Annotated in this window: 9 protein-coding genes; 3 read left to right on the top strand and 6 right to left on the bottom strand. The window is 73.7% G+C overall.

Features of this window, described 5'->3' with window-relative positions; all coding sequences use genetic code 11:
* Positions 1-27: 27 nt before the first annotated feature.
* The 6 genes from ACFWEE_RS08500 to ACFWEE_RS08525 all read right to left on the bottom strand — a co-directional run bounded on the left by ACFWEE_RS08500 (position 28) and on the right by ACFWEE_RS08525 (position 7,287).
* Entirely contained in the window at positions 28-2,625 is a 2,598-nt protein-coding gene (locus ACFWEE_RS08500; RefSeq protein WP_386887703.1) for a SpoIIE family protein phosphatase, read from the bottom strand.
* Positions 2,626-2,815: 190 nt separating this feature from the next.
* Positions 2,816-3,256 (bottom strand): ATP-binding protein, encoded by a 441-nt coding sequence (locus ACFWEE_RS08505; RefSeq protein WP_386887580.1) that lies wholly within the window; start codon positions 3,254-3,256, stop codon positions 2,816-2,818.
* A 125-nt stretch (positions 3,257-3,381) separates the two neighbouring features.
* Complete coding sequence (locus ACFWEE_RS08510; protein ID WP_386887582.1) at positions 3,382-3,783, bottom strand: NUDIX domain-containing protein; 402 nt, start codon at positions 3,781-3,783, stop codon at positions 3,382-3,384.
* A gap of 244 nt (positions 3,784-4,027) precedes the next feature.
* Positions 4,028-4,228, bottom strand: coding sequence for an SPOR domain-containing protein (locus ACFWEE_RS08515; RefSeq protein WP_386887583.1), 201 nt, complete (start codon positions 4,226-4,228; stop codon positions 4,028-4,030).
* A gap of 222 nt (positions 4,229-4,450) precedes the next feature.
* Positions 4,451-6,211 (bottom strand): purine-cytosine permease family protein, encoded by a 1,761-nt coding sequence (locus ACFWEE_RS08520; protein WP_386887585.1) that lies wholly within the window; start codon positions 6,209-6,211, stop codon positions 4,451-4,453.
* A 323-nt stretch (positions 6,212-6,534) separates the two neighbouring features.
* On the bottom strand, positions 6,535-7,287 hold the full coding sequence (locus tag ACFWEE_RS08525) for a GntR family transcriptional regulator (protein ID WP_386887586.1): 753 nt from the start codon (positions 7,285-7,287) through the stop codon (positions 6,535-6,537).
* Positions 7,288-7,613: 326 nt separating this feature from the next.
* On the opposite strand from ACFWEE_RS08525, the gene ACFWEE_RS08530 reads away from it, so the two are divergent.
* The 3 genes from ACFWEE_RS08530 (at position 7,614) to ACFWEE_RS08540 (ending at position 12,303) form a co-directional block, all read left to right on the top strand.
* Positions 7,614-8,729: a pyridoxal-phosphate dependent enzyme gene (locus ACFWEE_RS08530; RefSeq protein ID WP_386887587.1), complete on the top strand. Its 1,116-nt coding sequence runs from the start codon at positions 7,614-7,616 to the stop codon at positions 8,727-8,729.
* Between the two features lie 189 nt (positions 8,730-8,918).
* Complete coding sequence (locus ACFWEE_RS08535) at positions 8,919-11,552, top strand: discoidin domain-containing protein (protein WP_386887588.1); 2,634 nt, start codon at positions 8,919-8,921, stop codon at positions 11,550-11,552.
* A gap of 106 nt (positions 11,553-11,658) precedes the next feature.
* Positions 11,659-12,303, top strand: coding sequence for a hypothetical protein (locus ACFWEE_RS08540; protein ID WP_386887589.1), 645 nt, complete (start codon positions 11,659-11,661; stop codon positions 12,301-12,303).
* The last annotated feature ends 34 nt before the right edge of the window (positions 12,304-12,337 follow it).

The following is a 12,337-nucleotide window of genomic DNA, read 5'->3' on the forward strand; positions in this document are numbered from 1 at the left end:
CCCCGCGTGGATCGTGTCAGTACGTGCTCAGTACATGCTGAGCAGTTGTTCGACCGTGAGGTCGGCGGCCGACTGCCCGTCCGGCAGCGCGAGTTCGAACCAGACGGTCTTGCCGCGCGGGGTGCGCCGCGAGCCCCAGGCCGCGCTGAGCAGCCCGACGAGTTGCAGCCCCCGGCCGCCCTCGTCGGTGTCACGGGCGCGGCGGCGGCGCGGCTGGATCAGCCCCGCGTCCCACACCTCGCACACCAGGGTGCGGTCGCGCAGCAGCCGGAGCCGGATCTCTCCCTCGCCGTAGCGCAACGCGTTGGTGACGAGCTCGCTGACCAGGAGTTCGGTGGTGTCCACGAGGTCGTCGAGGTTCCACTCGTTCAGCCGCCGGCGGGCGAGTTCGCGGGCCCGGCCGACCGAGCGCGGCTCCCGGGGCAGGGTCCAGTCGCCGACCGCTTCCTCCGGCAGCCCCTGGATGCGGGCCATCAGCAGGGCGATGTCGTCCTCGCCGTGCCGGGTGTCCAGGGCGGCCAGTACGTGGTCGCAGGCGGCCTCCAGCCGCATCCGCGGCCCGGTCAGGGCGGTACGGAGCACGTCGAGGCCTTCGTCGAGCGGATGGTCGCGCGACTCCACGAGGCCGTCGGTGTAGAGGGTGAGCAGGGCGCCCTCGGCGAGTTCGACCTCCACCTCCTCGAAGGGTTCGCCGCCGACGCCGAGCGGCATCCCCGGCGGTACGTCGAGGAGCCGGGCCTCCTGGCCGGGCTCGACGACGGCGGGCGGCAGGTGGCCCGCGTTGGCGAAGGTGCAGCGCCGGGTGACCGGGTCGTAGACCGCGTACACGCAGGTCGCGAGGTACACCTCGGACAGGTCCGCCTCGCGCGACTTCTGCAGGGCGCGCGAGGGCCACTGGGTACCGCCGCCCTCGGCCCGGTCGCCGCCGCCCGGGGTGCCGAGGCCGCGGGCGACCTCGTCCAACGCGGAGAGCACCTCGGCGGGTTCCAGGTCCAGCAGGGCGAGCGTCCGTACGGCGGTGCGGAGTTCGCCCATGGCGACGGCGGCGCGCAGCCCGCGCCCCATCACGTCGCCGACGACGAGCGCGGTGCGGTGGCCGGGCAGTTCGATGACGTCGAACCAGTCGCCGCCGACCTCGGTCGTCGCGTTGCCGGGGAGGTAGCGGCAGGCGATGTCCAGGCCCGCCGCCTCGGGGGCGCCGGGTGGGAGCAGGCTGCGCTGGAGGATCAGGGCGCGTTCGTGTTCGCGCCGGTAGAGGCGGGCGTTGTCGATGCAGACGGCGGCGCGGGCGGCGAGTTCACCGGCCAGGTCCCGGTCGCGTTCGCCGAAGGGTTCGCTGCCCTTCGTACGGGAGAAGCGGACGAGCCCGACCACGGTGTCGTGGGCGACCATCGGCACCGCGAGCGTGGACCGGACGAACCCGAGGCCGTCGCCGGGCGCCTCGTGGACGCGGCCGGTGCGCAGGGCGGAGGCGCAGGCCGAGGCGTGCGGGTAGCGGTGTACGGCTCCGAGGGCGGGCTCCCCCGCCTCCGGCGCGGCTCCCCCGTCGGCCCCGGGGTGCTCGCCGGACCGCGCGGCGGGCACCGGAACGCCCGGCGGGCCGGGTGCGTGGGGGTGGGGGTCGGAGACCGCGCTGGCCTGGGCGACCCGGCGCAGTTCCGGTGAGGCGGCCCGGGGCTCCGGCGCGGGGCCACCGGCGGGCGGGGCCTCGGCGCCGGTGAGCACGGCGGGGAAGAGGTCGACGGTGGCGAGGTCGCAGAAGCCGGGGACGGCGACGTCCAGCAGCTCGCGGGCGGTGGTCTCCAGGTCGAGGGAGTTGCCGATGCGGGCGCTGGCCTCGTTCAGCAGCCGGAGGTTGCGCCGGGCGCTGGCCGCCTCGCGTGCGGCGACGTGGCGGCTGGTGACGTCGGTGGCGAGTCCGGCGACCCCGGTGGGCCGTCCCGATCCGCTGTGCACCCGGTAGAGGTTCATCGACCAGTGGCGGCGGTCCGTGTCGCCGGGGACCGTGCCGATGAGCCGGAGGTCGGTGACGGACTCGCCGGTCGCCAGCACTCTTCGCAGGGTCTCCGTCAGCCGGTCCGCCTCGGGGCGGGTCAGGTAGTCCTCGGCCCTGCGCCCCCGGTGGTCGGCGGCCATGCCGCCGAAGACGTCGGCGAATCGTTCGTTCGCACGGACCACCGAGAGGTCCTTGCCGAACAGGACGAACCCGAAGGGGGATTGGCCGAAAATTGCCTGTGAGGCGGCGAGGTCCGTCTCGATGCCGCGCAGCGCCCGCACGTCCACCACGATGCAGAGGGCGGCCCGCTCCCCGGCGGCGGTCACGCTGGGCATGACGTAGACCTCGGCGAGCCCGCGGACGGCCTGCTCCCCCGGTATCCGGAAGGGGACGAGGCCCGTCCACTCCTTGCCGTCCAGGATCTCGCGGATCCGCCGGTGGCCGCCCCGGCGCAGCTCGGGAGGCATGAACGCCTCCACGGGATCGCACCCGATCACCTCGTGCGGGCCCATGCCGAAGAGATCGGCGGCCCTCCCGCTCCACTGCTCGATCAGGCCGTCCGGGCCGATCGAGAAGGAGGCAACCCTGATGTACTCATATATCGAGCCAGGCGGGCTGCTCTGCCACACGATGTCGCCCGCTGTCCCAGGTATCTCGCTCACGCGACCGTCCCCTCCAGCTCACACACCGGACCGGTCCTGTGCGCAGTATTCAGCACTACGGCCACTCCCGACACGGCGTTCACGATCACAGCAAGGTCTCAGTCCTTCTCGTCGGCGGCCCCGACCTCAGGTGATCGCTGTGCGTCCCCCTCCACTCCTAACCAGACAGAGGCAGCTCGAACCACACCGTCTTGCCACTCTTTCCTTTGCGCGTCCCCCAGCGGCGCGCCGAGCAGGCCACCAGCTGGAGCCCGCGGCCCCCTTCGTCGTCGGGGCCGGCCCGGCGGCGGGTGGGAAGATCCGGAAGCGGATCGGAGACCTCCACCAGCAGCCCGTGGCCGTCGGCCGAGGCGCCGGCCACTTCGACGGGGGCGCCGCCGGGCCTTACCAGGCGCACGCCGATGGGCCCGGTGGCGTGGCGGAGCGAGTTGGTCACCAGCTCGCTGACGAGCAGCACCGTGACGTCGATGACCGGCAGGCCGAGGTCCCAGGCGCGCAGCGTCTCGCGGACCGCGTTCCGCGCGCCCCGCACGGAGCCCGGCTCCGCCGGGAAGGACCACTCGGCGCTGCCGCCTTCGGTATCGATCACGCCGATCACTTCCCGGAGCCGACAGCGGATTCACCCTGCGAAGGGCCACTGTGGGACATACCCGGAATTCGTCATGTATCACGACAGACCGCACCCCATGGGTCATATGGGTGCACGGGTCCCCGAGGGCCGTCTCAGGCCAGCACGCCGGCCGCGTGGAGGTCGTCGAAGAGCACCTGGTCGACCGGGGCGACGAGCGGCCGGTCCGCGTAGGTGAACCAGGCCACCTCGTCGATCTCGTTGCTCGCCACCGGGGTGCCCCGGTAGTCGCCGTAGTAGCAGCTCATCCGCACCACCACGCCGTCCGCGTGCCCGTGCGCCTGTGCTTCGTAGACCCCCGCGTGCACGACGGTCGCGGGGTCGAGGGCCACCGCCAGCTCCTCCTCCACCTCCCGCAGCAGGGTCTGGAGGTCGCTCTCCCCCGCCTCCCGCTTGCCGCCGGGGATGTAGAAGATGTCCTTCCCCTTCGACCGCGCGCAGAGAATCCTGCCGCTCTCCACTCGTACCCACGCCACCGTGTCGATCAGGGCCGGCATCGCTCCGCCTTCGTTCCCCGGCCTGGCGGTCAGGCCGGTCAGCCGGACCCTACCTTCGCGTGGCGGCGCGTTCCGAGCCGAGGGCCGCCCGGGCCTCCGCCCGGGGCGGCCCGAGGGGGCGCACACCGGCGCGGGAGCGGGAGGTCCGCGCGCCGGGGGCCCGGGCACCGGCGGGGCGTACGACGACGGCCGGGCACCCCCTGGTCAGGGAGGGTGCCCGGCCGCCGGTGGCGCGGGTCTTCGGTCAGGGGCGGGCGGGCCCACCCGCGCGTTCGACCCAGTAGAGCTGCTGGTGCTCCCGGGTGTCGAACCTGTCCGCGACCTTCTGAGCCTCTTCTTGTGTGGCGTATCGGCCGACCCGGTACGTACTGCCGTTGACGTCCTGCCGTATCACCAGCCACGGGAGGACAGCTGCGCTGTCACTCATCGTGCTCCTCCCGAGCATGCTGCCCCTCTCCCCACCGGTCTGCACATCTCATAGGACGATCCCCAGGAAATCGCTGTGCGCATATGCCGGAGCGTACGCCTGACCTTCACTCAGCGAATGCGGAATCGCACAAAGGGATACGGAACCGGCCATACACGGGGCGCATCCGTCCGGATGCGCCCCCGAAGCGGAGAACGGGACCCTACCGCGCCGCCCGGGCGCCGGTCGCCCCGGCCCCGGTCACCCCCTCCCCGCCTCCGCGGCACCGGCCGTCCGCACCGTGGGCAGGGGCATCAGCACCGGTCCGGCCGCGGGCGCCTTCCGGCAGACGTCGCCGCAGGTGGCGTCCAGCGAGCAGCAGAGCGAGCAGACGGGGCCCGCGTGGGCGGGGCAGTCGGCGATGTCCGGCAGTTCGTAGGCCGTCGCGCAGACCGCGCAGGTGTGGGTGGCGGTGATGTCCTCGACCGCCACGTCGGGGCCGTTCACCGGATTGGGCCGGGCCAGGTAGTACTTGCCCTTCGTCGCCCAGGCGATCAGCGGGCAGAGCGTCACGGCGAGCCCCGCCGCGATGAAGGTGGAGAAGGCTTCCGCGTACTCCCCGAAGAGGCCGAAAAATGCCAGGATCGAGACGGTCGAGGCGATCACCATGGCGCCGAAGCCCGCCGGGTTCACCGCGTGGAGGTAGGCGCGCTTGAACTCGATGTACGGCGGGCTGAGCCCGATCCGCTTGTTGATGACGAGGTCGGCGGCGACGGCGGCGATCCAGGCGATGCCGACGTTGGAGTAGAAGCCCAGCAGCTTGTTGAGGGCCGCGAACATGTCCATCTCCATCAGCGTCAGCGCGATGGCGAGGTTGAGGAAGATGTACCAGACCCGCCCGGGGTGCCGGTGGGTGATCCGGGAGAAGAAGTTCGACCAGGAGAGCGAGCCGCTGTAGGCGTTCGTCACGTTGATCTTGACCTGCGAGACGATGACGAAGACGGCCGCGGCCGGCAGCGCGAACCCGCCGAGCCAGGGCTTGAGCGCCTCGATCTGCGGGGCGATCGGCTCCAGCGCGTGCGTCTTGCCGACCGCCTCCAGCGCGACGAAGGCGAGGAACGCGCCGCCGAGCTGCTTCGCGGCGCCGATGATCACCCAGCCGGGCCCGGCGGCGAGCACCGCGAGGTTCCAGCGGCGCTTGTTGGCCTCGGTCTTCGCGGGCATGAAGCGGAGGTAGTCCGCCTGCTCGCCGATCTGCGCGATCAGCGAGAGCGCCACCCCGGTGCCGAGCCCGAACCCGAGCCAGGAGAAGCCGGAACCGGCGCCCTCCGTACCGCCGAAGGAGCTGAACGAGCCCCAGGCGTCCGGGGCCTCGAAGGCGAGCACCAGGAACGGCAGGACCATGCCGACGATCCACACGGGCTGGGTCCACGCCTGCACCTTGGCGAGCGCGCCCATGCCCCGGAACACGATCGGGATCACGATCAGCGTGGTGAGCAGATAGCCGATCTGGACCGGCAGCCCGATCGCCTGGTGCATGGCCTGCGCCATGATCGAGCCTTCGAGCGCGAAGAAGATGAAGGTGAACGACGCGTAGATGAGCGAGGTCAGCGTCGAGCCGAAGTAGCCGAAACCGGCGCCCCGGGTCACCAGGTCCATGTCCAGGCCGTACGTCGCACAGGCCCGGGCGATGGGGATGCCGGTGAGGAAGATGATCGTGGCGGCGGTCAGGATCGACGCGAAACCGCTGGTGAAACCGTAGGTGAAGACGATCGAGGCGCCGATCGCGAAGTCCGCGAGATAGGCGATGCCGCCGAGCGCGGTGCCCGCGACCGTCCCGGGCGACCAGCGGCGGAACGCGTGCGGGGCGTAGCGCAGCGAGTAGTCCTCGCGGCTCTCGTCGGCGGCGAGCGCCGCGTAGCTGCGGGCCGGTCCGCCGGAGCCGGACGCGCCCTCGGGCCCGGAAGGCTGCGGCGAAGGGTGCGGGGTCTCCACCGTGGTGGGTGGTGCGATGTCCGTCATGAGGGTCCCGTCCTCGGTCCGTTGATGCGGCGACGGACCGGAAGGTAGGAGCCGAACATGACGGGCCGCGGGCGCCGGGCATTGCCCGGGAGTTACGGCAGGTGACGGGGGGTTAAGTCTGTGTCACCGGCCCCGGACACGCCGCACCGCCCACCGGTCGGCACCCGCCCGCCCGGCCCGCCGGATGGGCCGGGGGGCGGGTGGGCGGGTGGGCCGGGAGGCCAGGAGACCCGGTGGGCCGGGAGGCCAGGAGACCCGGTGGGCCGGGAGGCCGGGAGGCCGGAGGACCGGTGGGCCGGGCCGACCGGGGGCCAGGGGCCGTCCTATTTGACCGGCAGGTGGTAGGCGACGCGGTAGCGGTCGGCGGGAACGACCACGTCGGCGGTCTCGACCGCCTGCCCGCCCGCGAAGTAGGTGCGCGCGATGACCATGACGACGTGGCCCGGCACCCCGCCGAGGTCGCCGAGTTCGTCCGCCAGTCCCGGCCGGGCGCCGACCTCTTCGGTCACGTTGTCCACCACGATGTCGATCGCCGCCATCCGGTCGACCACCCCGCAGCCGCCCAGCGGCCCCTCCTCGGGGAGCATCACCGGGGTCCGCCCGGTGACCGAGAGCGGTTCCCAGGAGGTCGAGAGCATCATCGGCTCACCCGCGTCCCGGAAGACGTACCGGGTGCGCATGACGCGCTCGCCCGGCTCGATGCCGAGGCGCGCGGCGATCTCCGGACCGGCCTCCTCCTGCTCGCTCCTGGACTCCCAGGTGCCGCGCACGCCCTCCGCGCTCTGCTCCTGGCGGAACGGGCTGGACCCCACCCCGGGCCGGTAGCCGGACCGGGCGATCCTGCGCGGCACCGGACGCGCCCGGACGTACGTGCCGGAGCCGGAGCGCCCCTCCACCAGCCCCTCGGCCATGAGGACCTTCCGCGCCTCCAGCGCGACGGTGTCCGAGACGCCGTACTCCTCACGGATGCGCGCCTGGGACGGAAGGCGGGTATGGGGCGGCAGCGCTCCCTTGACGATCTTCTCCCGCAGATCGCTCGCCACGCGCAGATAGGCGGGCTGCTCACCGAAAGTCACTGGCCACTCCCAACAAGTTGACAGACCGCAACAGAGTCGCAACCGTGAGTGGCGCAAGACAAGCAATGGCCAGAGTTTCACTCAAAGTGATGATTCGGGGGTGCTCCACGCATGGTCCGAACGGCATCACCACAGCTCTTCCGGCCGTTCTCTGCCCACTTCGTGCCCTCCGCAAGCGCCGGAGGCCGAAGGAAGTGACACGTGCCTCCCGGGCAACCGGTCCGCACGGACGGGCACCCGGGACCGCGCCCGCCGTGTGCGGGGAGTGCGCGGGCCGCACCTGATCCCGCCGCCCGCGCCGCCCCGGCGCCTGGCAGGCTGGTCCCATGACCTCCCCGGTGACCGACCCCCTGCCGCCGTACCGCTGCCCGCGGGACGGGACCACGGCCGACGCCGCCACCGCGCCCTGGTGCTGCCCGGAGTGCCGCGGCCCGTGGGACCTCGACTTCACCCCGGCGGCGCCGCTCGACCGGGACGCCCTCGCCGGGCGCGTCAACTCCCTGTGGCGCTACCGGGAGGCGCTGCCGCTCGCCGGTCCCGCGCTCTCGCTCGGGGAGGGGCGTACCCCGGTGGTCGAGCTCACCCCCACCGTCTCGGCGAAGCTCGACCACCTCATGCCGACGCTCTCCTTCAAGGACCGCGGCGCGGTGATGCTGGCGGAGCTCGCACGGCGCCTCGGCCCGGCCCGGGTCGTCGCCGACAGCAGCGGCAACGCGGGCACCTCCGTCGCCGCCTACTGCGCCCGCGCCGGGCTGCCGTGCACGGTGTACGTCCCCGAGGGCACCTCGGCCAAGAAGACCGAGCAGATCCGGGCCCACGGCGCCCGGCTGGAGATCGTCCCCGGCGACCGTACGGCCACCGCGCTGGCGGCCCGCGCCGCCGCCGACGAGCCGGGCACCTTCTACGCCTCGCACGTCTTCAACCCGTACTTCCTGCACGGCACCAAGACCTACGTGTACGAACTCTGGGAGGACCTCGGCGGCCGGCTCCCCGACGCCCTGGCCGTCCCGGTCGGCAACGGCACCCTGCTGCTCGGCGCCGCCCTCGCCACCGCCGAACTCCTCGCGCAGGGGCTCATCGACCGGCGCCCCGCCCTGATCGCCGTCCAGGCCGAGGCGGTCTCCCCGCTCGCCGCCGCCTTCCACGCCGGGGCGGCCTCCCCGCGGCAGCCCGCGGCCCCCGCGCCGACGCTCGCCGAGGGCATCGCCATCGCGGACCCGCCGCGCGCGGCGCAGATCCTGCTCGCCGTACGCGAGTCCGGCGGCACCTTCCGCACGGTGACGGAGGAGCAGATCCGCCGGGCCCAGCGGGACCTGGCCCGCCGCGGGCTCTACGCGGAGACCACGGCCGTGGCCTGCTGGGCGGCGGTCGGCGGGTGGACGGACGGCAGCATCGTGGTCCCGGTGTGCGGGGCGGGGCTCAAGACGGGGATGGCCGCCTGAGGGCGCGCCGACCGCCCACCCCTCAGGTGCCGCGCCCGACGGAAGAATCCGCGCGCGCCTTCCGCGACCAGCGGGGTCCCGGGCGCCGCTGCGCCATCCGGCGGCAGCCCCGTCGGCCGTCCGCCTGCCCTGCGCGTGACCGGCCGTGCCGCGCCGGGCGCCCGCCGCTCGCGTCCCTATTTTCGTACGGTGACCCCTGCGCGCACCTCCCTCGCCGGCTGCCTGGCCACCGCTCTCCTGACCGTGATCGTGACGCCGGGCCAGGTGGCCGCCCACGACTCCGGGCCCTCCCCCGCCCCGCCCTCCTGCACGGCGGAGGCGTCCCCGGCCGCCGCCCCACCCGCGTCCGACACAGCGTGGGAGCTGACCTCCACCCGGTACGGCGAGGCCGAGGGGTACGACCCGTACGTCGGCAACGGCTACCTCGGCCACCGCGTCCCCCCGGCCGGAACCGGCTACGCCGAGCGCCCGGAGAAGACCGGCTGGCCGCTCTACACCCCGCGCTACGACGGGGCGTTCGTCACCGGCCTGTACGGGGCCGAGCCCGGCACCACCGAGGGGCGGGAAGTCCTCGCCGCGCTGCCGGCCTGGACCCCGCTCGACGTCCGCGTCGGCCCGGAGACCTTCGGCCCGGACACCCCCTCCGGCCGGATCTCGCACTACCGCCAGACCCTCTTCCTCGCCTGCGGGCTGGTCCGCACCTCACTGCGGTGGACCACCGCGGCCGGCAGGGCCACCGACCTGGTGTACGAGGTCCTCACGGACCGCTCGGACGTCCACGCCGGTGCCGTACGGCTCACGCTGACGCCCCGGTGGACCGGCACGGCGACGGTCACCGGGCGGCTCGACGCGCGGGGTGCGCGGCGGATGACGGTCGCGGACGACGGGACCTTCCGCACGCACGGCACGGACGTGGACGGCGCGGTCGTCCAGAGCCTGCGCCCGGCCCGGGACCAGGGCGGAGCCCCGGGGCTCGTCCGGGAACTGCGGGTGCGCGCGGGGCGGTCGTACACCGTCGAGAAGTACGTCGGCGTCGACACCGCCCTCACCTCGCGCACCCCGCTCGCCTCGGCCCGCGCGGCATCGGGTCGGGCGGCCGGGCGCGGCTGGGCGCGGGTGCTGGCCGACAGCGCGGCGATCTGGCACCGCGAATGGTCCTCCGACGTGCTGGTGCCGGGCCGTCCGGACCTCCAGCGGTGGCTGCGGGCGGCCCAGTACGGACTGCTCGCCGCGACCCGTACCGGCGCCTCGGACAGCATCGCCCCGGCCGGCGCGACCAGCGACAACTACGCGGGCATGATCTTCTGGGACGCCGAGACGTGGATGTACCCGGGGCTGCTCGCCACCCGTCCCGAACTCGCCCGCACCGTGGTGGAGTACCGCTACCGCACCCGGGACGCGGCCCGCGCCAACGCCGCGAAGCTGGGGTACGACGGCCTGTTCTACCCGTGGACCAGCGCGAGCCGGGGCCGCCTGGACTCCGAGTGCCAGAGCTGGGACCCGCCGCACTGCCTCACCCAGAACCACCTCCAGGGCGATGTCGCGCTGGCGGTGTGGCAGTACTGGCTGGCCACCGGCGACCGCACCTGGCTGGCCGAGCGCGGCTGGCCGCTGCTGAGCGGGATCGCCGACTTCTGGGCGTCGCGGGCCACGCCGAACGCGGACGGCAGCTGGTCGGTCGTGAACGTCGCCGGTCCCGACGAGTACAGCAACGGCGTCACCGACGGGGTCTTCACCAACGCGGTCGCCGCGACCGCGCTGCGCGACGCCGCACGCGCCGCGGCGCTCCTCGGCCACCCCGCGCCCGCAGCCTGGCAGCGGGTCGCGGACGGGCTGCGCATCCCGTACGACGCCGCGCGCGGGATCTACCTCCAGTACGCGGGGTACAACGGCTCGACGATCAAGCAGGCCGACACGGTACTGCTGATGTACCCGCTGGAGTGGCCGATGGAGCCGGGCGCCGCCGCCGCGACCCTCGACTTCTACGCCGCCCGCACCGATCCGGACGGCCCCGCCATGACGGACTCGGTGCACGCCATCGACGCCGCCGCCATCGGGGAGCCCGGGTGCGCCACGTACACGTACCTCCAGCGCTCCGTACGCCCCTTCATGCGCGGCCCGTTCGGTCTCTTCTCCGAGGCGCGCGGCGCGAAGGCGGGCGCCTCGGACCCGCTGTCCGGGTTCCCAGCCGAGGACTTCCTCACCGGCAAGGGCGGCTTCCTCCAGGTCTTCACCCACGGCCTGACCGGGCTGCGGCTCCGCGAGGACGGCATCCGGCTCGACCCCGTGCTGCCCCCGCAACTGGGCTCGGGCGTCACGCTGAAGGGGCTGCGCCACCGGGGACGCACCTACGACATCGCCCTCGGGCCCCGCACCACCACGGTCCGTCTGGTGTCGGGCGACCCGTTCACCGTGCACACCCCGGCGGGGCCGAAACGCCTGGCCTCCACCCTGGTCCTGCCCACCCGCCGCCCCGACCTGGCCCCCACCGACGACGCCGCCCGCTGCCGCCCGGCCACCGCCGACTCGGAGTCCCCCGGGCTCTACGCCGAGGCCGCCGTCGACGGCTCCCCCGCCACCGCCTGGTCCCCCGACGGGGCCACCGGCACCCTCACGGTCCGGCTGGACCGCACGCTGCGGATCACCGCGGTGACCCCGGTCTGGAGCGACGTACCGCCCGCCTCGCACACCGTGGAGACCTCGGCGGACGGCCGTTCCTGGCACCCGTACGTCCCGGGCCGGGCCGCCCGCGAGGTGCGGGTGACGGTGGTCTCGGCGGACCCGGCGAAACCGGCGGGGATCGCGGAGCTGGGGGTGCGGTAGGGGCAACCCGCCGACCGGACCGGAGTTCGGGGGCGGGGCGCTCTCCGGGCCAGGGCGGGGGCGGGACTCGCACCGCGATGTCAGTGGGTGCTGCTTGTATGGCGCCATGAGCACCCTGCACGAGACCGCCGCCCGCCTTCCCGGCCCCGACGAACTCCGCTCCCACCTGCGCGCGTTGGCGGTGCTGGACGCCACGATCGGCGACGACCCGGAGTACTGCTGCTACACCTTCGACGCCGACTGGGCCCCCGGGGAGGAGGCGGCCCTGATGGACAACGGCTCGGGGGACGACTTCTCCGTCCTCTTCACCCCGGCCGGCGTGCTCATACGCGGCTTCGACCACGAGTCGAGGATGAGCCCGTACGCCACGGACGACGAGGAGGTCTGGCCCGGCGTCATCGACGAGGTGCCCGCCGCGCTGAGCCCCCTCCTGGACGAACCCGCCTTCTTCGAAGAGGGCGTCGACGTCCCCCGGGTCACCACCTGCCTGTGGCGGACGACCGGCGACACGGAGTGGCGGACCGGCTCGGACATCGACTTCCCGCCGGGCGTCGACGACCCGGACGGCTCCGCCTACCTCTTCCACCTCCTCACCGACCGTTCCCCCGAGGCCGTCCAGTCGCACTTCGAGGACTACTACGAGCGTCCGATCCCCCTCGACGCCGTCCGCCACGTCCTCGCCGGACGCCCTCTCACCGCGGCGGTCACCGCGGCCCTCGGCCCGGACGACCGCGAATCCGCTTCCTCGTAGGCGAGTTGACCGAAGAGGTACCGGAGGAGCCCGG

Source organism: Streptomyces sp. NPDC060184 (genome assembly GCF_042728795.1).
Classification (GTDB): domain Bacteria; phylum Actinomycetota; class Actinomycetes; order Streptomycetales; family Streptomycetaceae; genus Streptomyces.